The organism is Erwinia sp. TECH1, from assembly GCF_054057575.1.
Genome location: NZ_JBSRZK010000001.1, coordinates 1,139,610 through 1,164,721, shown reverse-complemented (window position 1 = coordinate 1,164,721; position 25,112 = coordinate 1,139,610). Strand labels below are relative to the sequence as shown.

Genomic DNA, 25,112 nt, shown 5'->3' with positions numbered 1-25,112 from the left:
TCTGCCTGACGGGCGCGGCGAATCGCGCCCGGTTTGGTTAGAAACGGAAAGTGGCGGTGCCGACGATCTGACGTTCGGCGCCCCAGTAGCAGGCGTAGTCGCGATAGCAGCTGGCGACATAATCCCGATCGAAGAGGTTGTTGACGTTGACGCCAATCGACGAGCCTGGCAGACCGAAACGCCCCAGATCGTACTTCACCACGGCATCGACGGTGGTGTACGCCGCCACGTTGAAGTTCTGATTAGTATCAGGGCCGGTGCTGTACAGGCCTTTGCTCTCACCGACATAGCGTACGCCGCTTCCCACGGTCAGGCCGGAAAGCGCCGTTTCGTGGAAGGTATAATCGGCCCACAGCGACGCCATATGTTTCGGCACCTGCACCGGCGTTCTGCCTTTCAGCTGCGTATCGTGCGTGTATTCCGCGTCGGTATAGGTGTAAGAGGCGATAACGTTAACGTTGGCATTGACCGCCGCCTTCGCTTCCAGCTCGACGCCGCGCGAACGGATTTCGCCGCTTTGCACGCTGAAATTGGCGAACTCAGAATCGGGATTCGCCGTCAGATTTTTCGTTTTAGTCAGCTGATAGAGCGCGCCTGTGATCACAATCGGGCGGTCTTTCGGCACGTATTTTACGCCAGCCTCGTACTGCTTAGCGCGTGACGGATCGAACGGCTGCCCTTCAGCGGAGGTTCCGGCAGTCGGAATAAAGGATTCGCTGTAGCTGAAATAAGGCGCCACGCCGTTATCAAACACGTAGTTCAGGCCGCCGCGCCAGGTAAAGGCCTGGTCGTGGTTTTTCGCCAGCGCATTAGCGTCGCGGTTAAACGCCGAGGTCATCGCGTAATCGTAGCGCGCGCCCAGCGTCATGACCCAGCGGTCCCACTCCATCTGATCCTGCGCGTACAGGCCGGTCTGCTCCTGCTTGTTCAGATAGTGATACGGGAAGGTGATCGTGGTGCTGTCGTTGCCGTACTGCGGATCCAGCGCGCTCAGCGGGGAAGCGGTACCGAATCCGGCGTTGATATCGTTGCGGGTACGTTGATAGTCGACGCCCAGCAGCAGCGTATGATCCAGCGCGCCCGTAGCGAATTTCGCCTGCGCCTGGCTATCGACGGCAAACTGGTTCAGCTCTTCTTCAGAACCGGCGTAAGCGCGGGTAATGGCACTGCTGGCGCTGTCGAAACCGTTGCCGTAAATGCTGCGATAGTCGGTGCGCAGATCGGCGTAGCGCAGGTTTTGCCGCACGGTCCAGGTATCGTTAAAGCTGTGCGAGAAGTTATAGCCCACCATTTTGGTGTTGCGGGAGATCTTGTTGCTCGCCTCGCCTTCGTCAAAATCGGTGCCCAACTTGTGCTGCCGGCCGTTGGCATCGACGATCGGCACCACGGTGCCCTGACGCGGCAGCCAGCCGTAGTAGCCCGTTTCCGGCTCGTTCTGGAAATAGGTTAACAGCGTGAAGTTGGTGTTGGCGTCGGGCTGCCAGCTGAAGGACGGCGCCACGGTATAGCGCTTCTCTTTCTGCATATCCTGCTGCGCGTCCTGACTGCGCGCCAGGCCGGTCAGGCGCCAGGAGTAAACGCCGCCGTCATCCAGCGCGCCGCCGAAATCAAAGCCGGTGGAAAACAGGTTATCCGACCCCATCTGAAACTGCACTTCGCGCAGCGTTTCCGTGGTCGGACGCTTGCTGACCAGCGCCACTACGCCGCCCGGGTTGCTCTTGCCGTAAAGCACGGATGCCGGCCCGCGCAGCAGCTCCGCGCGCTCCAGAAAATAAGGATCGATAGCGAATTCGGAGTAGTTATCGCCCTGGAGCTTCAGGCCGTCCAGATACTGATTGGTGTTGGTTTCGCTGAAGCCGCGGATGGACAGCGCGTCGATAACCTGCGAGCTGCCGCGGTTGCCGGTCATTACGCCGGGCGCATAGTTAAAGGCTTCCTTAACCGTGCTGACGTTGCGCATCTCGATTTCGTCGCTGGTCACCACCGAAACGGACTGCGGATTTTTTTCAATCGGCGTATCGGTTTTGGTACCGGTGGCGCTGCGTTTAGCGGCGATGGTCGGTGCCGGGCCCCAGGCGTTTTCGCTGGCGGCATCGGCGTTGGCGCTGATGGTAATAGTCTGTTCGCTGGCGGCGAAAGCAGAGGAGGAAAGCGCGACGGCAACAAGGCAGGCCAGTCGGCTTACCGGCAAAGCGGATGATTTCAAAGATGAAATAGCCATTTAGCGTTCTCTGATGAAAAGTAGAATGTAAACGAGAATTATTATTATAACGACAGGATAATAGGCGAATTACCGGCGCTTTCGCAAGAAAAAATCGGGCGCTTTTAGCGCGAATCCGGCGGAGTTCAGGCCAGCATAAAGCAGGGAAAATAAAGCCGTTGTCATGCAGTCGCGCTGAAAAGCCTCTTTTTGCCGGTTTAGTTTTTCTGCTGCCGCCGCCAAAAAGGCAAAAAAAAGCCGGCTCGTTAAGAACCGGCTTTACACCTGTTTTCAGTTATTTACCGAACATATCCTTGATCCAACCCGCCACGCCGTCCGCATCCTTCTGCTCGTTTTGCGGCTGTTGAGCAGGCTGCTGCTCCTGCTGCTGCATTTGCTGCTGTTGCATTTGCTGCTGCTGGATTTGCTGCTGCTGCTGCTGACAGAGTGCGTCGGCATCGGTGGTCCAGACCGGCAGCGTCCGCCAGCTGCTGCTGCCCGTGCCGCAGACAAAGTTACCGGCTGAATCCACGTTCATCGGCGCGATATCTTCCGGCGGCGTCGGCATCAGCGGCATCGGCGCCTGGTTGTCCAGATAGCGACGGTAGATCTGCATCGCGCCGCTGGCACCGTACAGTTTGGTGCTCTGGTTATTGTCGCGGCCAATCCAGGTGATCGCCACTTCTTTGCCGTCCACGCCCGCGAACCAGCTGTCGATCAGGTTGTTGGTGGTGCCGGTTTTCGCCGCCAGGTGCGCCTTCGGATAGCGCGAACCTAACGCACGGGCCGTACCCTCTTGCGCGACCTGCTGCATCGCGTAAAGCGTCAGGTAGGCGGCCTGAGCCGGAATGGTGCGCTCCGCCTGCGGGAAGCTCTGATAAAGCACGGTGCCGTCTTCGGCAATGACCGAACGCAGCGCGGAAAGCTGCGCGCGATCGCCGCCGCTGGCGATAGTCTGGAACGCCTGCGCCACTTCGACCGGCGTCAGGTTCAGCGCGCCCAGCAGCATGGCCGGCACCGGCTGGAGTTCAGCCTTCGGCACGCCGAGTTTGCTCCAGGTATCCACCACCTGCGGCAGGCCCAGCGTCATGCCCAGGTTCACCGTCGGCACGTTCATGGAGTGCGCCAGCGCATCTACCAGCATCACCTGACCGCTGAAGCGGCGGTCATCATTCTGCGGCTTCCAGACCTGACCGTTTGGTTGCTTCAGCGCGATCGGATTATCGGCAATCCAGGTATTCAGGCGATAGCTATCCGGCTGGCTCAGCGCGGTCAGATAGGTGGCTGGCTTAGCCAGAGAACCAATCGACCGGCGCGCCTGTAGCGCACGGTTATAGCCCGCAAACTGCGGATCGGCGCCGCCAACCATGGCGCGAACTTCGCCGCTGAAGCGATCGACGATCACCATCGCGGTTTCCAGATCCTTCAGGTTGCGCTGTTTACGCAGCGTCGGCATCCCTTCTTCCACAGCTTTTTCTGCCGCATCCTGCGAAACAGAATCCAGCGTGGTGAAAATTTTCACGCCGGAAAGATCTTTGATCTTATCGCCCAGCTTCGCCTGTAGCTCGTTGCGCACCATCTGCATAAACGCAGGCTGTGGCGTGATCACGCCGCCTTTCGGCTGTACGCCAAGCGGACGGGCGCTGAGCATGTCGTACAGCTCCTGGTCGATCACTTTCTGCTGCTGCAGCAGACGCAGCACCAGGTTGCGGCGCTCCAGCGCCAGCTTCGGATTGCGCCACGGGTTATAGAGCGACGCGCCCTTCACCATGCCCACCAGCAGCGCCTGCTGATCCAGGCTCAGCTCGTCCACCGGACGGCCAAAGTAGTAGAGGCTCGCCAGCGGGAAGCCGCGGATCTGATCGTTGCCCGCCTGGCCCAGATAAACCTCATTCAGGTAAAGCTCCAGAATGCGATCTTTGCTGTAGCGCGCGTCCATAATCAGCGCCATATAGGCTTCGTTAGCCTTGCGCCACAGCGAACGTTTGTTGGTCAGGAAGAGGTTTTTCACCAGCTGCTGGGTCAGCGTACTGCCGCCCTGCACCGCTTTTCCTGCCGTGATATTCGCCAGGAAGGCGCGGCCGATAGAGTACAGGCTGATGCCGTCGTGCTCGTAGAAATGGCGGTCTTCGGTAGCCACCAGCGTATCGACCAGCAGATCCGGGAAGCCCGCACGCGGCACAAACAGGCGCTGCTCGCCGTTTGGTGATTGCAGCATAGTGATCAAACGAGGGTCGAGACGGAAGAAGCCGAAGTCGCGGCCGCTGTCGAGGTTTTTGATCTCGGTCAGCGAGTCGTTGTCAAAGCTCAGCCGCGCGCGGATTTGCCCTTCCTTGCTGTCCGGGAAGTCAAACGGGCGGCGGATCATCTCAATGCTGTTGCCCTGCACGGTAAACTCGCCAGGCCGCGTCATGCGCGTCACCTCGCGGTACTGCGTGCCTTCGAGCAGCGCGATCATCTCTTTTTTATTGTAGGCCATGCCCGGCTCAAGATTGACCATGCGGCCATACACCGTGGCGGGCAGCTGCCAGACTTTGCCGTCGATACGGCTGCGGATCTGCGAATCCAGGTACACCCCGTAGACCGCCATCAGTACAATAAATACCAGCAGCAGCTTAATCATTAAGCTCAGCCAGCCTCTTTTACGCGGCGGCCGTCCTTTTCCTTTACGTGGCACGGGTACTTTCTCCTCGTTATTATGGTCATCATCCTGAAAATCAATATTATCGACTTCCCTGCGGCGACCCCGGCCCGCCTTTTTGCGCGGGGGGTTGGGCTGTTTACCTTTACGCCCAATAGGTTCGCGATCGTCTGACATTCGTTTCTTTTCTCCAGAGCCGCCGTCGGCGGGCCGACTATGCACTGACATCAACTACGGTGGAACGGGAACCTTCTGAAACCCGATCAGGAAGGTGCGGAATACTTTTTGGTGCGCCGCGTCGGCAGCGCGCTGGCCGGATCGTCGGGCCAGAGATGTTTGGGATAGCGCCCTTTCATCTCTTTTTGCACCTCACGCCAGGCTCCCTGCCAGAAGCCCGCCAGATCGCGCGTGATCTGCAGCGGCCTTTGCGCAGGCGAGAGCAGCTCCAGCACCAGCGGAATGCGCCCTTCGGCCACGCTGGGATTTTGCGCTTCGCCGAACATCTCCTGTAGCCGCACGGCCAGCGCGGGCGGCTTCTCTTCATCGTAGCGGATCGGCAGCCGGCTTCCGGTGGGCACAGTGTAATGAGTTGGCAGCACAGTATCCAGCTGCTGGCGCTGTGACCATGTGAGCAATTGTAATAGCGCGTTGACGCAGTCGATCTGTTTTAACCCTTTTGCATCGCGCACGCCGCTCATCATCGGCAGCAGCCACTTTTCCAGCGTGGCGAGCAGATCGGCCTCGCTGGCGGCGGGCCATGCCTGTTCCGGCAGCCACTGCGCGGCGCAGACCAGCCGCACACGCAGCTGCTCGGCGGCGGGCGTCCAGTTCAGCACCGACAGCCCTTTGCTGCGGATCCAGCGCAGCATCGCCGGGTGCAGCACCGCTTCGTCAGGCTTGCTCAGCGGCTGGGATTTCAGCACCAGCTCGCCAATCTGTTCGCGACGCCAGGCGGAAAGCGTGCCGCGCTCGTCGTGCCATTCAACCTCTACCCGCTGCCCGACAAGCTGCGGCCGCTCGGCGATCAGCGTTTCTATCGTCAGCGGCAGCGCCTGGAGAATGCGCGCGTCCGGCTGCGCGCTGCCCTGTAATAGCGCGGGCGCAAGCAGCCATTCATAGCGGATTAACGCCTCTTCGCGATCGAGCATCGCGCCCATGCCGTTAGCCAGCTGATAGCGCCCTTCCATGCCGCGACGGCGAGCGATACGATCGGGAAAAGCGCTCGCCAGCAGCGGCGCGGCCAACGCCGCATCGATCGCGCCGCCGGTCAGGCGCAGCCGCTGCTGCAGCTGTTTCGCTCGTTTCTGCCAGTGGGGCTGGGGACGATGCAGCGCGTCCCGCAGATCGACGCTGCCGCGCGGCGGCTCCTCCAGGATCGCCGCCAGCATCGCCGCCGTGGCGGCGCTGTCCGCATCGTTGCCCGCCTCGACCAGCATCGCGGCCAGGCGCGGCTCGCTGCCGAAAGCGGCCATGCGTCGACCTTTGGCCGTCAGCTGTCCGGCATCGGTGGTGGCACCAAGCTGCGACAGCAGCCGCTGCGCCTGGGCCAGGCTGGCGGCGGGCGGTTTATCCAGCCAGGTGAGCTGCGCTGCGTCGTGGCAGCCCCACTGCAGCAGATCCAGCCACAGCGAGCTTAAATCGCTTTGCAGTATTTCCGCGTCGCTGTGGGCCGCCGCCCGTTCCGCCTGCTCTTTAGGGATCAGATGCAGGCAGATCCCCGGCGCCAGACGACCCGCGCGTCCGGCGCGCTGGATCATCGAAGCCTGGCTGACGCGCTGCGTTTGCAGGCGAGTCAGGCCGGTGCGCGTATCGAACAGCGCCGTCCGCTCCAGCGCGCTGTCCACCACCAGCCGGATGCCTTCGATAGTCAGGCTGGTTTCCGCAATATTGGTCGCCAGCACCACTTTTCGGCGGCCGACAGGCGCAGGAAGGATAGCTTTACGCTGCTCCACCAGCGGCAGCGCGCCATATAAAGGACAAAGATCGACATCGCTGGCGACCAGTGGCGCCAGCTGCGTCTGCACCCGCTGGATTTCGCCCACGCCGGGCAGAAACAGCAGCAGCGAACCAGGCTCGTCGCGCAGCAGCTCGCTGACCTGCCGCGCCACCGCCTCTTCAAACCGCTGGCTGGTGGACAGGGTTGCGTAGCGCCGCTCAACGGGAAAAGAGCGGCCTTCGGAGCGGACAGATGGCGCATCCGGCAGCAGTGCCTGCAGGCGAGCGTTGTCCAGCGTGGCCGACATCAGCAGAATTTTCAGATCTTCACGCAGCCCCTGCTGCACGTCCAGCAGCAGCGCCAGCGCCAGATCGGCCTGCAGGCTGCGCTCGTGAAACTCATCCAGGATCACCAGCGAAACGCCTTCCAGCATCGGATCCTGCTGTAGCATCCGCGTCAGGATGCCTTCCGTAATCACCTCCAGCCGCGTGGACGGCCCGCTGCGGCTTTCCGCCCGCATCCGGTAGCCCACGGTCTGTCCTGGCGCTTCGCCAAGCTGCTCCGCCAGCCGCTGCGCCACGTTGCGCGCCGCCAGCCTGCGCGGCTCAAGCAGCAAAATACGCCCGCTGACCTGCTGCAAAAGCTGCAGCGGCAGCCATGTCGATTTTCCCGCGCCGGTCGGCGCCGCCAGCAGCACCTGCGGCGCATCCCGCAGGGCCGCCAACAGCTCGGGTAATACAGCGCTGACTGGTAATGAACTCACGTCTCTGCTCCTGGCCTTAAGTTGCCGGGCATTGTAGCATTCCTGCTTCTGGAATACCGGAGGGCACCATGAACGAGCAAAAAAGACTGTTTTTCGGTATCGCGCTACCGGCCAGCAGCAGTCAGGAGGTTATTGCGTGGCGCGCCGCCACCTTTGCCGAAGAGACCGGCCGTCCGATAGCGGCAGCTAACCTGCATCTTACGCTGGCCTTTTTAGGCGATGTCGGCGCGGAAAAGCAGCGTGCGCTCCAACAAATGGCCGGACGTATCAGGCAGTCGCCGTTTACCCTGACGCTGGACGACGCCGGTCACTGGCCGCGTTCCGGCGTGGTCTGGCTGGGGCCGAAGCAGGCGCCGCGCGGACTGCTGCAGCTGGCCGGACTGTTACGCTCGCAGGCCGCGCGCAGCGGCTGTTATCAAAGTCCTCTGCCCTTTCATCCGCATGTCACATTATTCCGCAATGCTCTCCAGCCGGTCGCGCTGCCGCCGCGTAATTTCAGCTGGCAGTTTCGCGTGGAGCGTTTTGCGCTCTTCGAGTCGCTGTTCAGCCAGGGCCGCACGCGCTATCGGGCGCTGGCAAGCTGGGAACTGCAACAGGAAAGTTTATGAATTTTACGCCGCCGCTGCGCCAGGCCACGCTGGTCAAACGTTATAAGCGCTTTCTGGCCGATGTCATTACGCCAGACGGCACCGAACTGACGCTGCATTGCGCCAATACCGGCGCAATGACCGGCTGTGCGACGCCAGGTGATACGGTGTGGTACTCCACGTCGGACAGCCTGACCAGAAAGTATCCGCACAGCTGGGAACTGACACAAACCCAGCAGGGACACTGGATCTGCGTAAATACGCTGCGCGCCAATATGCTGGTAAAAGAAGCGCTGCTGGCCGGGCAGATTCCGGAATTATCCGGTTATGCGGATTTACAAAGTGAAGTGAAATATGGCGCTGAAAAAAGCCGTATTGATTTCCTGTTAAAGGCAGAGGATCGCGTCAACTGCTATATTGAAGTCAAATCCGTGACGCTCTTACAACAGGGTAAGGGTTACTTTCCGGATGCGGTTACCGAGCGTGGCCAGAAGCATCTGCGCGAACTGGCGAAGATTGCGGAAAACGGCGAGCGCGCGGTGCTTTTATTTGCCGTTCTGCATTCGGGGATTGAGGACGTCACCCCGGCGCGTCACATTGATGCACGCTACGCAGAACTCATGGTTCAGGCGCGCGCAAGCGGGGTCGAGGTGCTTGCCTGTAAAGCGAGCCTCTCGCCTGAAGGTCTGGTCGTAGAGAGGAAACTGATTGTGAATGCGTAATTCAGACGCAATTAACTGTTATATGAAGGGTCTTATGTCGCGTCAGATACGCTTTTCCTCACAGCCTTGTCAAGGGATGTTCAGGAATAATTGCCAACCTTGATCGCTTCTGCTATTTATAGCGACCTGTTTTTATCCCCTCTGGGGATCGATAGTGCGTGTTATCCAGGAGAAACAACATGCAAGAAGGGCAAACCCGTAAAACCTCGTCCCTGAGTATTCTCGCCATCGCTGGTGTGGAACCCTATCAGGAGAAGCCGGGCGAAGAGTACATGAATGAAGCCCAGCTGGCGCATTTCAAGAAGATCCTTGAAGCCTGGCGTAACCAGCTTCGGGATGAAGTTGATCGCACCGTCACGCATATGCAAGATGAAGCCGCCAACTTCCCCGATCCGGTTGACCGGGCAGCACAGGAAGAAGAATTCAGTCTTGAACTGCGTAACCGTGACCGCGAGCGCAAACTGATCAAAAAGATCGAGAAGACGCTGAAGAAAGTAGAAGATGACGATTTCGGCTACTGCGATTCCTGCGGCGTTGAAATCGGTATCCGTCGCCTTGAAGCACGTCCTACCGCCGATCTTTGCATCGACTGTAAAACGCTGGCGGAAATCCGCGAAAAACAAATGGCCGGTTAATGGCTAATGGATTGTGCAGTGAGGCATCTGCTTCACTGCCTGTCTCTTCTCCGATGTCATCCTGTATCGGGCGCTTCGCCCCATCCCCTTCCGGTGAACTCCACTTCGGCTCGCTGATAGCCGCGCTTGGCAGCTATTTGCAGGCACGCGCGCAGCAGGGAAAATGGCTGGTGCGCATTGAGGATATCGATCCGCCTCGTGAAGTGCCCGGCGCGGCGCGGCGCATTCTTCAGCAGCTGGAGCAGTATGGCCTGCACTGGGATGGCGAGGTGCTCTGGCAGTCGCAGCGTCATGACGCCTATCGGGAAGCGCTGGCCTGGCTGAACCAGCAGGGCCACAGCTATTACTGTACCTGCACGCGCAGCCGCATTCGGCAAATCGGCGGCCTTTACGACGGCTACTGCCGCACGCGACAACGCGGCCCGGATAATGCGGCACTGCGTCTGCGCGTCGATCGCCCCGTGGCGCAGTTTACCGATACGCTGCGCGGCGAGGTGATGGCCGACGCCGCGCTGGCGCAGGAAGATTTTATTATTCACCGCCGCGACGGGCTGTTTGCCTATAATCTTGCGGTAGTGGTGGACGATCATTTTCAGGGCGTGACGGAAGTGGTCAGAGGCGCCGACCTGATCGAGCCGACGGTACGGCAGATAACGCTGTACCAGCGCTTTGGCTGGCCGGTGCCGGGCTACCTGCATTTGCCGCTGGCGGTCAACGCCGATGGCAACAAGCTTTCCAAGCAGAATCATGCGCCGTCGCTGCCGGCAGGCGATCCGCGGCCCGTGCTGGTGCAGGCGCTGCGTTTTTTAGGCCAGCCGGTCAGCGAAGGATGGCGCGACGAAATGCCGTCTGTTTTACTGGAAAAAGCGGTCGCCGCATGGGATCTGACCCGCGTGCCGCGCCAGAATATACTGTTGCAGAATGGTTAGTAGAAAGTGAATACGCGCGCCCGCTCTGGCCTGAAAACGAGAGCGAAGCGAGATGAGCATTCTCAAACGCGCCACACTGAGCTATGATTAGCCGCTGTTTTTTATCGCCCAGCTTTAACGTCACTATCGAGGTGTCCCATTTTTACCCGAGTTGCTAATTTTTGCCGAAAAGTTTTGAACCGCGAAGGCGAGGCGCCAGCCGAGGTGCAGGTTGCGCCTAAGATAACCGTGATCCCGCGTGACGGGCACGCTATCTCGCGTAAAGACATCAGTGAAAATGCCCTCAAGGTATTGTACCGACTGAATAAAGCGGGCTATGAGGCTTACCTTGTCGGTGGCGGCGTCCGCGATTTACTGCTGGGCAAAAAACCGAAAGATTTCGACGTGACTACCAACGCCACGCCGGAGCAGATGCGTAAGCTGTTCCGCAACTGCCGTCTGGTCGGCCGCCGTTTTCGCCTCGCTCACGTTATGTTCGGGCCGGAAATCATTGAGGTCGCCACCTTCCGTGGCCATCACGAAGCGGAACAGCCGGAGTCCGATCGCAACAGCTCGCAGCGCGGCCAGAACGGTATGCTGCTGCGCGACAACATTTTCGGCACCATTGAAGATGACGCCCAGCGCCGCGATCTGACTATCAACAGCCTGTATTACAGCGTGGCCGACTTCAGCGTACGCGACTATGTCGGCGGCCTGAACGACCTGCATCAGGGCATTATCCGCCTGATTGGCGATCCGGAAACGCGCTACCGTGAAGATCCCGTGCGAATGCTGCGCGTAATCCGCTTCGCCGCCAAACTGGATATGAGCATCGCCGCCGAAACGGCAGAGCCGATCCCTCGACTGGCAACGCTGCTGCACGATATCCCGCCCGCGCGCCTGTTTGAAGAGACGCTGAAGCTGTTGCAGGCCGGTTATGGCTACACGACCTATTTGCAGCTGCGTGAATATCAGCTGTTCCAGCCGCTCTTCCCGCTGATCACCCGCTACTTTACGGATCAGGGCGACAGCAATATGGAACGCATGGTGGTGCAGGTGCTGAAAAACACCGATAACCGCATTCATAACGATATGCGCGTTAACCCGGCGTTCCTGTTCTCGGCGATGTTCTGGTATCCGCAGCTGGAAGCGGCGCAGAAAATCGCGCAGGAAAGCGGCCTGGCCTACTATGACGCTTTCGCGCTGGCGATGAACGACGTGCTGGATGAAGCGTGCCGCTCGCTGGCTATTCCGAAACGCATTACCACGCTGGTGCGCGATATCTGGCAGCTGCAGCTGCGCCTTTCCCGCCGCCATGGCAAGCGCGCCTGGAAGCTGATGGAGCATCCTAAGTTCCGCGCCGCTTACGACCTGCTGGCGCTGCGCGCCGAAGTAGAGAATAACCAGGAGCTGCTGCGCCTCTCCGCCTGGTGGGGCGAGTTCCAGGTTGCCGCGCCGCCGCAGCAGAAAACGATGCTGAATACGCTTGGCGACGATCCGGTGCCGCGTCGCCGCACCCGCCGTCCGCGCAAGCGCGTGCCTGGCCCTCGTCGCGACGGTAACAGCAGCAACGTATGAGGGCGTATCTCGCCTTAGGCAGCAATCTGGCCGATCCTTTGCATCAGGTGCAGTCCGCGCTTGATGCACTGGCCGGGCTGCCGCAAACCACCCTGCTGGCCACCTCCCCCTTCTACCGCACGCCGCCCTACGGCCCGCCGGATCAGCCCGACTATCTTAATGCCGCCGTGCTGCTGGAAACGGCGCTGCCGCCGGAAACGTTGCTTGATCATACCCAGCGTATTGAGCAGGAACAGGGACGCGTACGTAAGGATGAACGCTGGGGCCCGCGCACGCTGGATCTGGACATCATGCTGTTCGGCGATCTGACGATTAACACGCCGCGTCTGACCGTACCGCACTACGATATGCACAACCGCGCGTTTATGCTGGTGCCGCTGCTCGCCATCGCGCCGGAACTGATTTTGCCGGACGGCACACCGCTTAAAAAGCTGGTCGCCACGCTGGACTGCCGGGCCATTAAGTCCTGGTAGCCAGGCTACCGCCCTTCCATTAAGATACGCCCACCAGAACACTTTCTCAGAGGTTGTGATGAAACCGACAACGGTCTCCACCCTTCGCCAATGGAAAAAAAGCGGCCGCAAATTCGCTTCTGTTACCGCTTATGACTACAGCTTCGCTCGCCTGTTTGCCGACGAAGGCATCCAGGTCATGCTGGTCGGCGATTCGCTTGGTATGGTCGTTCAGGGCCATGATTCCACGCTGCCCGTCACGCTGGCGGATATCGCCTATCATACCCGTGCGGTGCGCCGCGGCGCGCCTGCCGCGCTGCTGATGGCCGATCTGCCTTTTATGACCTTCGCCACGCCGGAACAGGCTTTTGCCAGCTCGGCGGAGCTGATGCGCGCGGGCGCGAACATGGTGAAAATCGAAGGCGGCGCCTGGCTGAGCGACACCGTGCGCCAGCTGGCCGAACGTGCCGTGCCGGTCTGTGGGCATCTGGGCTTAACGCCGCAGTCGGTCAATATTTTCGGCGGCTATAAAGTGCAGGGTCGCGATAGCGAGGCGGCGGAGACGCTGCTGGCCGACGCGCTGGCGCTGGAAGCGGCCGGCGCGCAAATGCTGGTGCTGGAGTGCGTGCCCGTCGCGCTGGCGCAGCGCGTAACCGAGGCGCTGGCTATTCCGGTGATCGGCATCGGCGCGGGCAACGTGACCGACGGTCAGATCCTGGTGATGCACGACGCCTTCGGCATCACCGGCGGGCATATTCCTAAATTCGTCAAAAATTTCCTGTTGGAAACAGGCGAGATGCGCGCTGCCGTCAGGCAGTATGTAGCGGAAGTCGAAGCGGGAACGTATCCTGCTGAAGAACACAGTTTTTACTGAGACGGGAGCGGCAAGTGCTGATTATTGAAACCTTACCCATGCTGCGGCGTGAGATCCGCCGCTGGCGGCAAGAAGGCAAGCGTATCGCGCTGGTGCCCACGATGGGCAATCTGCACGACGGCCATATGACGCTGGTCGACGAAGCCCGCGCGCGCGCCGATATTGTGGTTACCACTATTTTCGTTAACCCGATGCAGTTTGAGCGCGCTGACGACCTGGCGCGCTATCCGCGCACGCTCCAGGAAGACTGTGAAAAGCTGAACCGCCGCAAGGTGGATCTGGTTTTTGCGCCCGCGCCCGATGATATCTATCCAAAAGGGCTTGGCGAGCAGACATTTGTCGAGGTGCCGGGCCTCTCTTCGCTGCTGGAAGGCGCCAGCCGTCCGGGGCATTTTCGCGGCGTATCGACCATCGTCAGCAAACTGTTTAACCTCGTGCAGCCCGATTTGGCCTGCTTTGGCGAGAAGGATTTCCAGCAGCTGGCGCTGATCCGCAAGATGGTCGCGGACATGGGCTACGATATCGAGATTGTCGGCGTGCCGACGGTGCGCGCGAAAGACGGCCTGGCGCTCAGCTCGCGTAACGGTTATCTGACGCCCGACGAGCGAAAAATCGCGCCCGCGCTGAGCCGCGTCATGAACAGCATGGCGGAAAGGTTGTCCAATGGAGAGCGTCATGTCGATGTGATTATTGCCGATGCGGACGCCGCGCTGGCCATCCACGGCCTGCGCGCCGACGGACTGGCGATAGTCGATGCTGAAACGCTGCTGCCGCTAACGGTAGAAAGCAAAAGCGCGGTCATCTTGATGGCGGCCTGGCTGGGCAAGGCGCGTCTGATTGATAATCAGCAGGTCGATTTAACGGCATAGCGTGCCGATTATTGCTTATTCACCAGAGGTAAATGATGAACCGTACCATGCTGCAGGGCAAACTCCACCGCGTCAAAGTCACGCAGGCAGATCTGAACTATGAAGGCTCCTGCGCCATTGACCAGGACTTTCTGGATGCTTCCGGCATCCTGCAATATGAAGCGATCGATATCTATAACGTGACTAACGGTCAGCGCTTCTCTACCTATGCTATCGCGGCCGAACGCGGCTCGAAAATTATCTCCGTCAACGGCGCGGCCGCCCGCTGCGCTTGCGAAGGCGATATTCTGATCATTTGCTCTTACGTGACGATGTCGGATGCCGAAGCCCGCGAATGGCAGCCGAAAGTCGCCTACTTTGAAGGCGATAATGTAATGAAGCGTTTGGCGAAAGCGGTGCCGGTGCAGGTCGCTTAATCTACTGGCGGGGGATGACTCCCCCGCTCTTCTTACCGCCATCGTTCAGACCCCGCCCTTTCCTTTTACTCCCGTTTTCCGGCCCGGCCCTGCTTACTGTTACCCGGCGGCGGCATCTCTGCCTCCCCGGCTGCGGGGCTAGAGGAGGCTGGCGCAGCTGGAGACACCGCCGTTTACCTGGCAGGGTTTGACGCTTCCAGCCCCAGGCCCCCCCCTCAGGCTACGCCTGCTTACTTTTGCCCAACGGCTGCATCTCAATTTCTTCGCTCGCTGGCTGCGCGACGGGCCGGGATCCGCCAGGCGTGGCTGAAGGCGGCGTCGTCTGAGCGGCAGGCTTTGAGGTCGAAGCCTGTGGCGCCGTTTGCGCGGCAGGTCGGGTCGGTGCCGTAGTTTGTGACGTCGAGGCCTGGGGTGCCGCCGGAGCGACAGGTCGTGCCGGTGGCGGCGCAGTTTGTGGCGCGGTGGTCTGTCCTGACGCCTGCGCGGCAGGCCGTGACGAAGAAGCCTGAGGGGCTGACGACGGCATCGCCTGCGCGGCTGGCTGTGGCGGAGAAGCAAACTGCTTTTTGATTTGTTCGCCCGCCCACTGATGGGCATTGCTCATGGCGTCAGAAACGTTATTTTTCGCCGTTTTCAGACCGCTGCCAACCGCGTTGCCCGTTTTGACCGCTCCATCGGCTAATGAGATGGCGCCTTCCTTGACCGAGTTTTTGGTTTTCACCGCGGCATCGACGGTCATCTGTCCCACATCTCTTGCCCCTTGCTGTACCACCTCAATAGCCTTATCCCGCACTTCACCGGTTTTCTCCCCAATTACGCTGTTCACGACTTTATCCGCCAAAAAATCTACGGCTTCGTCATTGCGGGTTGGTGCCGGCCCGGCTAATGCGCCTGCGACGCCCTGAAAAGCATAGGCCAGCGCGGCACCGACAAGGTTAATCGCCTGATCTTTAGCAATTTCTGATGGCGAGGTCAGCTGGCCTGCGCCGAGGCGTCCAAGCGCGTCATCAATCGCGGCGGAGGGGGCAGAACTCACGGCTTCGCTCACGCCTTTATTACGCACAACATTGCGTAAGGCATTGTTTCCGGCCAGCGTCACGGCTAAGGCGCCAATTTCCGACACCATATTTCCTGAAGTAATATTCAGCGTTCCCTTAGCATAATTACGGGGCGTTAGTAAGCTAAGCAGCAGCGTTTTCAGCCTTTCCGCGCCTCCGGACGCCATCTGCTGCTTGACGCTGGTAGACTTCAACGCGGTGTATTGCGCTTTCCAGTCGGTGCGTCCCAGCAGGAATTCAGGGCCGTGGGAAGCGCTGAACTTGTTGGTGAGGACGCCGCCCGCCGCGCCTGCTGCCAGACTCAGCACATTGCTGGTATGCGACACCGCCTGAGGATTATTATGCGTCGCCGCGGCTACAGCGCCGACCACGGCATTACGGCCATTGAATCCCTGGCCGCCCAGCGGAGCCAGCTTCAGGCTTTCTCCCAGGCCCTGGCGCTTTTTCAGCACCTCCTGCATTTCCGGCTCCAGCTTTGCGGAATCGGCTGCCAGCCACAGCGTATCCTTTACCGTATCAGCAAATACCTTATCGCCTACGGATTTCATCACCATCGCCGTGGCCCCATCAATCGCCCCCGCCAGCGCTTCCGAACCCGGCGTGGAACCGGCCACGCCTGCGCCTAATTTGAGGGCGCCTGAGGCGTAGCCCGAGATGGCAAAAGGAAACGCTTTTACCGCGTTGCCTGCGGCCTCGCTGATGTAATCCATTTTCTGCGCTTTGGCCATATTTTCGGCAACGCTTTGAGGCGTCTCTCCCATATCATGAAGCTCAGCGGCACGATCCTGTACCAGCGTGTGCAATGCGGTACTGCCGGGAAAATAGTGATTGAGCTGGGTAACTATGTTGTTAATGGCCCGATCGCGCGCAGCGTCTGCCGGTGTGGTAACCGCCGTAGAAGGGCCTGCTCCCCCGGTGGCCCGGGCGCGAGCCTCCTGACTGGAGGTTGCCTGGCCTGAAGAGTGAGTGGCGGTAGTTAAGGTAGAAGGTAATGCATTTACGCCTGCCATAAGTTTGATCCAGAGTTGAGTCAAAGATAACAGGCTTGTGGCCTGCTGATTTATCGTGACAACACCGGCCATACTCACTACCAGTACAACGTGCTCGCGATAGGACTGAGTGGCAACAGGGAGGAAAAAGTTTGCAGCTAAATAAGGTTTTCTTATATTGAGTGATGGACGTCAAATAATGCGGGGATGGAGATCGTGCTATTTGCGGTTACGCTTTCTTCGTTCAGCAACCTTCTCCATGCAGAGAGAAGGCGGTTCAGCCTCCCTTCCCCTTGCGGGAAGAGAGGCTTTTAAGCATTTAGGTACGCAGCCCTCTTCCGCGCTGGATCAGCCACCAGACCAGAATGTAAAACACCGCGATAAAGCCTACCAGCACCGCCAGCGTAAACACCAGCGGCACGTCGGAGATGCCCAAAAAGCCGAAGCGGAAACCGCTGATCATATAGACGATCGGGTTCAGCTTCGACACCATCTGCCAGAACGGCGGCAGCAGCGTCAGCGAATAGAACACGCCGCCCAGGTAGGTTAACGGCGTCAGCACAAAGGTCGGGATCAGGCTGATATCATCAAAGGTTTTAGCGAAGACCGCGTTCAGCAGGCCCGCCAGCGAAAACAGGATCGCCGTCAGCAGCAGCGTTACCGCCACCATCAGCCAGGAGTGCACGTGAAACGGCACAAAGAACAGCGACACCGCGGTCACCAGGATCCCGACGCAGACGCCGCGCGCCACGCCGCCGCCGACATAGCCAGCGATAATGACGTGCGTCGGCACCGGCGCCACCAGCAGCTCTTCAATGTTGCGCTGGAATTTAGAGCTGAAAAAAGAGGACGCTACGTTGGCATAGGCATTGGTGATCACCGCCATCATAATCAGCCCCGGCACGATAAACTGCATATAGCTGAAGCCATGCATATCGCCAATGCGGGAGCCAATCAGGTTGCCGAAGATAATAAAATAGAGCGTCATGGTGATAACCGGCGGCACCAGCGTCTGGATCCAGATGCGGGCAAAACGGTTAATCTCTTTTCCCCAGAGACTTTTCAGGGCAACCCAGTACAGATGTGTCATGCTTTCTCTCCTTTGCGACCGTTTACCAGGTCTACAAACAGCTCCTCAAGGCGGTTAGCCTTGTTGCGCATACTTAATACCTTGACGCCCTGCTGGCTGAGCTGGCTGAAGACGCTGTTCAGCCCCTGCTCGCGCATGACTTCCACCTCCAGCGTTGAGGTATCCACCAGCCGGTACTGGAAGCCTTCCAGCGCCGGCAGTGGGCTTTTTGCCGCCAGATCGAAAATAAAGGTTTCCGATTTCAGCTTCGCCAGCAGCCCTTTCATGGTGGTGTTTTCCACCAGTCGGCCGTGCTGAATAATGCCGATATTGCGGCAAAGCATCTCGGCTTCTTCAAGATAGTGGGTGGTCAGGATGATGGTGGTGCCTTTGGCGTTCAGATCCTGCAAAAAGCTCCACATCGAGCGGCGCAGCTCAATATCCACGCCTGCGGTCGGCTCATCCAGGATCAGCAGCTTTGGCTCGTGCATCAGCGCGCGGGCGATCATCAAGCGGCGTTTCATGCCGCCGGAAAGCATCCGCGCCCGCTCGTTGCGCTTGTCCCACAGATCGAGCTGCTTTAAATATTTTTCCGCCCTTTGCAGCGCTTCTTTTTTCTCTACGCCGTAAAGGCCCGCCTGGCTGACCACGATTTGCAGCACGGTTTCAAACTGGTTGAAGTTAAACTCCTGCGGCACCAGGCCCAGCTGGCGCTTGGCGTTGACCACATCCTGCTGCAGGTCATAGCCAAACACCCGCACCTTGCCGGCAGTTTTATTCACCAGCGAGCTGATAATACCGATAGTGGTGGATTTGCCCGCGCCGTTGGGGCCAAGCAGCGCATAAAAGTCGCCCGCTTCCACGTTAAGATCGATTCCTTTCAAGGCCTGAACGCCACCCGCATAGGTTTTGGTCAGCTTTTCGAGTTCCAGTGCATAAGTCATAGGTAAAGGATTGCCCTGTTTTGTATGGTTTTCTTGTTTAGCGTTTTCAATCACAGTTTGATGGCCTATATTACTGCCACGCATATCAAGTTATGGCGCTATAAAAATGAAAGATATTGATACTCTCATTAGTAACAACCGCGAGTGGTCTCGCCTGCTGAAAGAAGAGAACCCGGCTTTTTTTGAACGCCTGTCGCTGGCGCAGAAGCCTCGTTTTCTCTGGATTGGCTGTTCCGACAGCCGTGTACCAGCCGAACGTCTGACCGGCCTGGAGCCGGGCGAACTGTTCGTTCATCGCAACGTAGCTAACCTGGTTATTCACACCGATCTGAACTGCCTTTCCGTTGTGCAGTACGCGGTGGAGGTTCTGCAGGTGGAGCACATCATTATCTGCGGCCACTACGGCTGCGGCGGCGTGCAGGCGGCGGTCGAGAACCCGGAACTGGGTCTGATCAACAACTGGCTGCTGCACATCCGCGATCTGTGGTACAAGCATAGTTCGTCATTGAAACAGCTGCCGACGCCGGAGCAGCGTTTTAACAAACTTTGTGAAATCAACGTGATCGAGCAGGTTTATAACCTGGGCCACTCAACCATCATGCAGTCGGCATGGAAACGCGGTCAGAATGTCAAAATTCACGGCTGGGTTTACGGTATTCAGGATGGCCACCTGCACGACCTGGAAGTCGGCGCTTCCAGCATGGACGTGCTTGAAGAGCGTCACCATAAAGGTATCGCTAACGCGCTGAAAGGCTTGCAAAACCCGAGCTGATCTCCGGCCAGATCATATATCAGGCCGGGAAATCCGGCCTTAGTCGATCGTGCGGTGAGCGTTACTCTTCCAGCATTACCACGTGGCCTACGTAAGGCAGATGGCGATAGCGCTGGGCGTAGTCGATGCCGTAGCCCACCACGAATTTATCAGGAATAGTGAAGCCCACGTATTCCACCGGCACTTCCACTTCCCGCCGTTCAGGCTTATCCAGCAGCGTACAAATTGCCAGCGACTTTGGCTCGCGCAGGCGCAGGATTTCCCGCACTTTGCTCAGCGTATTGCCGGAGTCGATAATGTCTTCCACGATCAGCACGTCCTTGCCACGGATATCTTCATCCAGATCCTTAAGGATTTTCACATCGCGCGTGGTGGACATACCGCTGCCGTAGCTGGAAGCCGTCATAAAATCGACCTCGTGCGATACCTCAATCCTGCGGCAGAGATCCGCCATAAACATAAAGGAACCGCGCAGCAGGCCGACCAGCACCATTTCGCTACCGCTGTCGCGGTAGTTTTCGGTGATCTGCTGGCCCAGTTCAGCGATGCGTTTGGCGATCTCTTGCTCGGAGATCATGACTTCTACAGTGTGTTTCATAAATTAGCTTATCTCACTGATTTTATTCAGTTAAACATCATGTAAAGCGTGTATGAAAAGTCGATATTGACACACCGATTGCTGTACGGAGTACCACACAATCCAATACAACGGCGATAGCATGAGAACCTCTTAAGGAGGGGGATTATATCAGGGATGGTTGCCGGATGAACTGAAAGCATGCGAACAAATCGCCGCTTTTGGCCGGCGGCAAAAGCTCAGGGGTTAGATTACCCCTTGTCTTGCATTGCCGATCTCCGAAAAAGGGGGCAATAACTTCCCTGAAGGCCGGTGATGAATGTTTTTAGCTGTGTCCGTTATCAGCGTATCTCAGTACCCGGCTGAAACATGATAAGAAATCAGCAGGGGAAGGAAGATTTTCCCCTGGGCACTACGCAATAAATAAAGCTTTAATTATGGTCAATTTTTATTACTTCCCCATTTTCTTCCAGTCGGTAGTCATCGCCATCATACACAACGAAAATAGTCCCCTTATTCTTGCTCTTATCTATTGAAAACACTCTGTTTTTATCAATGCAGTTCTTATCAGTTTGCATATCCTTAAAACATAACCTGTCATACTTGCCCTCTTCTTTATAGCCATCACCAAATAACCAAAAGCTAATGGTGTAATTTCCATATAATGCTGGTTTAGGGATGCCGTAACGGTTTTTTAGCTTATCTTTATTTTTAAGCCACCAGGCTATTTTACCCCGTTCGGTAAACGGAACATTTTTTACTATGACATCACTGAAGTTCCCGTCCTCGTGAACGGCAACTATTACCACAGGGCGAAAAAACAACCAAAAAACATAGACCAGTGACGCGCTACCAACCAGTAACAACGTACTCAATAATTTTTTATTAGTTTTCATCACGTCTCCCGGTAATTTCCACAGTGGTTTCCATATCGGTCATAAAGGGTTTAAAGCCAAACAGGTTGTATCGTTGAAGCAAAAACCAGATGCGAAAAAAACGGAACTGATTAAATTTTAACGCTGAAATATCTTCACTATCCAGGCCAAAATGATCCTGTATTTTGTAATTCACAAGCGCGCGGTACCGCTCATTTTCAATATGCAGTGATTTTATAGCGATATGTGTAGCCCATACATCATGTACTGTAATCCCCATTCCGTTAAAACTATCCTGCAACCGATCAAACTTAGGTAACTTCCCTCTAAGGATCGCTTTTGTTAACTCTTTTTTTTGCGCTAAAGGAAAGTAACCCTTTCCCCAGTCTATGTTTTTACCAACGACTTTAGTTAACAAAAGACGCGTATTGTTTTTAGAATTATCATTTAGAATATGCTTTTTTAACGCACTATCCAAAGATGTATCCTGAAAAGGCATGCCGTTGCCTTTCTGCATATGGGTTATCATTTTTTCAATCAGATGGCTGTAAGGTCCGTAAATGGAAAATGTCCGCGAAAGGTGTCGGAATTCATCAAAGAGGATTTTGGCACATTCTTGCCGGGAAATTTTCTCACCTTCGCTACGGGAGCCATAGAATCTCGATTGAGGTTGATTAAATGGGGTGATTTTGGTCAATGTGTAAGGATTGACTCTGGTGGATACATCGACCAGATGAAACGCTCTTTTCAGCTGAAATTCTGATAAATCGCCACAATGCATATCACTGGCGCTGTAATCTTCCATCTTTTTTTGTGTTTTGAAAATTGTACAGGGGAATTGTAATGCAGACATGGTATCGCTTCCTTGTGGGTTACTCCTGAAAATTTTCAGCTAGATGTAAATCTAGCGCCGCTCAAATCGCCTGTAAACGCCCGACATTTAAATGAAAAAAAATTAAGAATTTTGCCCGCTTGAGCGGAGTGTATCCGTTTCATACCTTTCCAGCCCGCAAAATCGGAAAAGCAAGATAGCCAAAGATCTGGGGAATATAGCGCTAATGGAAAGGTCAGCGGCATAGCCAACAGCGTTCCGTTAATTAAAACCAATGAATAGCTTTTCCATTGCTTAATGGACGCTGTCAAAAAAATTTTTTTTGTAAAACCTTTTGCTGGAAAAAATCCTGTCGTCGTTATATTTCATCCCGATCAATCCGTTCATCACGCCGCTTTTTTTGCTGCTTTTCCTTCAGCGAAGAATAACAGCAACTGAATTTCATGCTAACAGACATATAGCCTTCCGGAAGGCCTGAATATTTTCAGTAAAAGCTTAACGATAGTCCAATAAATTATTTAATAACGTTAAGGCGGTAAGGCTAAGATGCGATCGCTTATTTACCCTCGCTGGTCAGGAGAACCCATGGCGACGCAACACGCAAAAAAAACGCATCTCGGCAATCGTGAACTACAGCCTGAAACGCAAATGCTTAACTACGGTTACGATCCTGCGCTGTCCGAAGGCGCAGTGAAACCGCCCGTGTTCCTGACTTCGACCTTTATTTTTACCAGCGCCGAAGAAGGCCGTGACTTTTTCGATTACGTTTCCGGTCGTCGCGAGCCGCCGGAAGGCGAAGGCAACGGCCTGGTTTACTCACGCTTTAATCATCCCAACAGCGAAATCGTCGAGGATCGGCTGGCGATTTATGAGCGCACCGAAAGCGCGGCGCTGTTCTCTTCCGGCATGTCGGCTATTTCTACCGCCCTGCTGGCCTTTGTCGAGCCAGGCGACGCCATTCTGCATTCGCAGCCTTTATATGGCGGCACCGAAACCCTGCTGACCAAAACTTTTCGTCGGCTGGGCGTGGCGTCGGTCGGGTTTGCCGACGGCGTGGATGAGGCCTCCGTACGGGCAGCGGCAAAAGAGGCAATGAAACAGGGACGCGTATCAATGATCCTCATTGAATCGCCCGCTAACCCTACCAACAGCCTGGTGGATATCGCGCTGATTAAACGCGTGGCTGATGAAATAGCACAGCAGCAGCAGCATCGTCCGATTATTGCCTGTGATAACACGCTGCTCGGGCCGGTCTTTCAGCGTCCAACCGAACACGGCGCGGATCTGTCGCTGTATTCGCTGACTAAATATGTCGGCGGCCATTCCGATTTGATTGCCGGTGCGGTGATGGGCAGCAAGGCGCTGATTAAACAGATTAAAGCGCTGCGCAGCGCGATTGGTACCCAGCTCGATCCGCACTCCTGCTGGATGATCGGCCGCTCGCTGGAAACGCTGTCGCTGCGTATGGAGCGCGCCAACGACAATGCCGCCGCCGTCGCCGCGTTTCTGCAATCGCATCAAAAAATTGAAAAACTGCACTATCTGCCGTTTCTGGAAGCCGGTTCGCCAGCCGCAGAGGTTTATCAACAACAGTGTAGCGGCGCGGGATCGACGTTCTCGTTCGACGTGGTCGGCGGCCAGGCGGCTGCCTTTAAGCTGCTGAATGCGCTCCAGCTGTTTAAGCTGGCGGTAAGTCTTGGCGGCACCGAATCACTCGCCAGCCATCCTGCCAGCACCACGCATTCCGGCGTCCCGGCGGAGGTGCGCACGCGTATCGGCATCAATGAGGCTACCGTTCGCGTCTCTATCGGCATCGAAAACAAAGACGATCTGATTGAGGATCTACGCCTGGCGCTGGAAAAGGTGTGACCGTTTTCTTGTAGCAGGTTGTACGCGGCCCCGGCAAAACCGTCAGCCGGGGCCATATATCAGACTGGACTCAGCACTTATGTGCGGCTTTCAGCAATGCGTTGCACGAGGCAGAACCCGCTGCCGTTGGCAGAGAAGAGCCATCCGTCGGAGAGCAAATAGCATCGCTGCTGATGCCAGCCGTAGAGTAATAGCACTGGAAGACTTTGCCCTGAGTAGAGGCATGGAATCTGACCGAGTCTATATCGCTGGTACGTTGCGTGATGATGACTTTATCCGCCGTAGTGCCCAGCGCGAAAGCTGCTTTTTCTTTAATGCTTTCGTCGGTGCGTACCGCATTATCAACCATGCCACAGCCGCTGAGCAGCAGGCTTCCCGCCAATACCGCGCCTAATAATGCTTTCATTTTCATCTTTTTATCCTGGCTTTTTTTAAGAGCGGGGATTGTAACAGGAAATGTTTTTACGTCCAGACCGGGCACCACGCCGTCCGCTCCAATAAAATTTTCTGAAGGAATAACGGACAAATCGCGAGGCAACGACATCTTCCGGCTGGTTTTACCTGCGGTCAGGAGTCCAGGAAAACGCCTACACTTATTGATTCCGCTATGAACCGATCCTGCTGGAGGAGAATCCGTGAAGGTTATTCATCTTAACTGTGGCTGTATGTGTCCCGTTGGCGGCGCGCTTTATGACGGTTTCAGCAAAGGCATCCGGGCGCATCTTGCCTGCCATTGCCTGCTTATCGAAACGGAAAACAGCGGGCTGGTGCTGGTTGATACCGGATTCGGTACGGAAGATATGCGCGCGCCCGGCAGCCGCTTAGCCACTTTTTTCCGCGTGATGAACAATATTCAGCGCAAACCCTCTCTGACAGCGCTGTCGCAAATCCTGGCGCTGGGCTACCAGGCCTCGGACGTTCGCCATATCGTGCTGACCCATCTGGACTTTGACCATGCCGGTGGGCTGACCGATTTTCCGCAGGCGCAAATCCATCTGATGCAGCGGGAAATCGATACTTCCCGGCAGCGCGACAGCTGGCTGGCCCGTTCCCGTTATCGGCCTGGCCAGTGGAGCGGCGTTTCAGGCTGGACGGGTTATCACGCATCCGGTGAAAAGTGGTTTGGCTTTAATGCCGTCACCGGTTTAAAAGGCCTGCCGCCGGAAATATTGCTGATCCCTTTGCCTGGTCATACGCAAGGCCATGCGGGAATAGCGGTGCAGACCGATACCGGCTGGCTGCTGCACGGCGGCGATGCGTGGTTTTATCAGCGCGAGCTTGAGCATCCGCGCCACTGTACGCCGGGATTGCGGTTTTATCAGTGGTTTATGGCCGCCGATAACGACGTCAGACGCGTTAATCAGCAGCGCCTGCGCGAGCTGGCCCGCCATCACTCTGCGGAAATCAGTTTGTTTTGCAGCCATGATTTCCGCGAGCTGGAGCGGATGATCGCCGGAGGCTCGCCGCCTGACCAAAACCGATAAGCTTTCCGGGCTTTCCCCTGCAAGGGGCTACCTTATGCACTTTTCACCAGGCCACCGCTGAT

Annotated in this window: 22 protein-coding genes; 12 read left to right on the top strand and 10 right to left on the bottom strand. The window is 57.1% G+C overall.

Going from position 1 to position 25,112, the window contains the following annotated elements:
• Window positions 1–37: 37 nt before the first annotated feature.
• From fhuA to hrpB, 3 genes are all read right to left on the bottom strand, one after another.
• Complete coding sequence (gene fhuA, locus ACVWZ0_RS05325; RefSeq protein WP_253455207.1) at window positions 38–2,221, bottom strand: ferrichrome porin FhuA; 2,184 nt, start codon at window positions 2,219–2,221, stop codon at window positions 38–40.
• A gap of 274 nt (window positions 2,222–2,495) precedes the next feature.
• Window positions 2,496–5,018 carry a bifunctional glycosyl transferase/transpeptidase gene (mrcB, locus tag ACVWZ0_RS05320; RefSeq protein ID WP_253455208.1) on the bottom strand — a complete coding sequence of 841 codons (2,523 nt, stop codon included), beginning with the start codon at window positions 5,016–5,018 and terminating at the stop codon, window positions 2,496–2,498.
• An 86-nt stretch (window positions 5,019–5,104) separates the two neighbouring features.
• Window positions 5,105–7,540: an ATP-dependent helicase HrpB gene (hrpB, locus tag ACVWZ0_RS05315; RefSeq protein WP_253455209.1), complete on the bottom strand. Its 2,436-nt coding sequence runs from the start codon at window positions 7,538–7,540 to the stop codon at window positions 5,105–5,107.
• A gap of 68 nt (window positions 7,541–7,608) precedes the next feature.
• Between hrpB and thpR the strand changes: the two genes are divergently transcribed.
• The 9 genes from thpR to panD all read left to right on the top strand — a co-directional run bounded on the left by thpR (window position 7,609) and on the right by panD (window position 14,581).
• Complete coding sequence (gene thpR / locus ACVWZ0_RS05310; protein WP_253455210.1) at window positions 7,609–8,148, top strand: RNA 2',3'-cyclic phosphodiesterase; 540 nt, start codon at window positions 7,609–7,611, stop codon at window positions 8,146–8,148.
• Window positions 8,145–8,849 (top strand): DNA/RNA nuclease SfsA, encoded by a 705-nt coding sequence (sfsA, locus tag ACVWZ0_RS05305; RefSeq protein WP_253455211.1) that lies wholly within the window; start codon window positions 8,145–8,147, stop codon window positions 8,847–8,849. The genes thpR and sfsA overlap by 4 nt, the downstream gene beginning before the upstream one ends.
• Before the next feature lie 179 nt (window positions 8,850–9,028).
• Entirely contained in the window at window positions 9,029–9,484 is a 456-nt protein-coding gene (gene dksA / locus ACVWZ0_RS05300; protein WP_125289067.1) for an RNA polymerase-binding protein DksA, read from the top strand.
• Between the two features lie 53 nt (window positions 9,485–9,537).
• Complete coding sequence (gene gluQRS / locus ACVWZ0_RS05295; protein WP_253461105.1) at window positions 9,538–10,413, top strand: tRNA glutamyl-Q(34) synthetase GluQRS; 876 nt, start codon at window positions 9,538–9,540, stop codon at window positions 10,411–10,413.
• A gap of 138 nt (window positions 10,414–10,551) precedes the next feature.
• Window positions 10,552–11,970 (top strand): polynucleotide adenylyltransferase PcnB, encoded by a 1,419-nt coding sequence (gene pcnB, locus ACVWZ0_RS05290; RefSeq protein ID WP_253461107.1) that lies wholly within the window; start codon window positions 10,552–10,554, stop codon window positions 11,968–11,970.
• On the top strand, window positions 11,967–12,443 hold the full coding sequence (gene folK / locus ACVWZ0_RS05285; RefSeq protein WP_253455212.1) for a 2-amino-4-hydroxy-6-hydroxymethyldihydropteridine diphosphokinase: 477 nt from the start codon (window positions 11,967–11,969) through the stop codon (window positions 12,441–12,443). Before pcnB ends, folK begins: the two co-directional genes overlap by 4 nt.
• A gap of 58 nt (window positions 12,444–12,501) precedes the next feature.
• Window positions 12,502–13,296, top strand: coding sequence for a 3-methyl-2-oxobutanoate hydroxymethyltransferase (gene panB, locus ACVWZ0_RS05280; RefSeq protein ID WP_253455213.1), 795 nt, complete (start codon window positions 12,502–12,504; stop codon window positions 13,294–13,296).
• A 14-nt stretch (window positions 13,297–13,310) separates the two neighbouring features.
• On the top strand, window positions 13,311–14,165 hold the full coding sequence (gene panC, locus ACVWZ0_RS05275) for a pantoate--beta-alanine ligase (RefSeq protein WP_253455214.1): 855 nt from the start codon (window positions 13,311–13,313) through the stop codon (window positions 14,163–14,165).
• 35 nt (window positions 14,166–14,200) lie between these two features.
• Complete coding sequence (gene panD, locus ACVWZ0_RS05270; protein ID WP_253461109.1) at window positions 14,201–14,581, top strand: aspartate 1-decarboxylase; 381 nt, start codon at window positions 14,201–14,203, stop codon at window positions 14,579–14,581.
• Between the two features lie 220 nt (window positions 14,582–14,801).
• On the opposite strand, the gene ACVWZ0_RS05265 is transcribed toward panD, so the two are convergent.
• The 3 genes from ACVWZ0_RS05265 to ACVWZ0_RS05255 form a co-directional block, all read right to left on the bottom strand.
• Entirely contained in the window at window positions 14,802–16,649 is a 1,848-nt protein-coding gene (locus tag ACVWZ0_RS05265; RefSeq protein ID WP_253455215.1) for a hypothetical protein, read from the bottom strand.
• Between the two features lie 298 nt (window positions 16,650–16,947).
• Window positions 16,948–17,718, bottom strand: coding sequence for an ABC transporter permease (locus ACVWZ0_RS05260; RefSeq protein WP_125289061.1), 771 nt, complete (start codon window positions 17,716–17,718; stop codon window positions 16,948–16,950).
• Window positions 17,715–18,641, bottom strand: a complete 927-nt coding sequence (locus ACVWZ0_RS05255) for an ABC transporter ATP-binding protein (protein WP_253455216.1) — start codon at window positions 18,639–18,641, stop codon at window positions 17,715–17,717. Before ACVWZ0_RS05255 ends, ACVWZ0_RS05260 begins: the two co-directional genes overlap by 4 nt.
• 106 nt (window positions 18,642–18,747) lie before the next feature.
• On the opposite strand from ACVWZ0_RS05255, the gene can reads away from it, so the two are divergent.
• A complete protein-coding gene (gene can, locus ACVWZ0_RS05250; RefSeq protein ID WP_253455217.1) occupies window positions 18,748–19,413 on the top strand; it encodes a carbonate dehydratase in 666 nt (221 codons plus the stop codon).
• Window positions 19,414–19,474: 61 nt separating this feature from the next.
• On the opposite strand, the gene hpt is transcribed toward can, so the two are convergent.
• The 3 genes from hpt to ACVWZ0_RS05235 form a co-directional block, all read right to left on the bottom strand.
• Window positions 19,475–20,011, bottom strand: coding sequence for a hypoxanthine phosphoribosyltransferase (hpt, locus tag ACVWZ0_RS05245; RefSeq protein ID WP_125289058.1), 537 nt, complete (start codon window positions 20,009–20,011; stop codon window positions 19,475–19,477).
• A gap of 410 nt (window positions 20,012–20,421) precedes the next feature.
• Window positions 20,422–20,886: a DUF943 family protein gene (locus ACVWZ0_RS05240; RefSeq protein WP_253455218.1), complete on the bottom strand. Its 465-nt coding sequence runs from the start codon at window positions 20,884–20,886 to the stop codon at window positions 20,422–20,424.
• Entirely contained in the window at window positions 20,876–21,718 is an 843-nt protein-coding gene (locus tag ACVWZ0_RS05235) for a YPO3983 family protein (protein ID WP_369895482.1), read from the bottom strand. Before ACVWZ0_RS05235 ends, ACVWZ0_RS05240 begins: the two co-directional genes overlap by 11 nt.
• 564 nt (window positions 21,719–22,282) lie before the next feature.
• On the opposite strand from ACVWZ0_RS05235, the gene ACVWZ0_RS05230 reads away from it, so the two are divergent.
• Window positions 22,283–23,566 (top strand): cystathionine gamma-synthase family protein, encoded by a 1,284-nt coding sequence (locus ACVWZ0_RS05230; RefSeq protein WP_253455219.1) that lies wholly within the window; start codon window positions 22,283–22,285, stop codon window positions 23,564–23,566.
• A gap of 70 nt (window positions 23,567–23,636) precedes the next feature.
• On the opposite strand, the gene ACVWZ0_RS05225 is transcribed toward ACVWZ0_RS05230, so the two are convergent.
• Window positions 23,637–23,978 (bottom strand): hypothetical protein, encoded by a 342-nt coding sequence (locus tag ACVWZ0_RS05225; RefSeq protein ID WP_253455220.1) that lies wholly within the window; start codon window positions 23,976–23,978, stop codon window positions 23,637–23,639.
• A 223-nt stretch (window positions 23,979–24,201) separates the two neighbouring features.
• Between ACVWZ0_RS05225 and ACVWZ0_RS05220 the strand changes: the two genes are divergently transcribed.
• The gene (locus ACVWZ0_RS05220; protein WP_253455221.1) at window positions 24,202–25,050 is read left to right on the top strand and encodes an MBL fold metallo-hydrolase; all 849 of its coding nucleotides are present in this window, start codon (window positions 24,202–24,204) and stop codon (window positions 25,048–25,050) included.
• Window positions 25,051–25,112 lie beyond the last annotated feature (62 nt).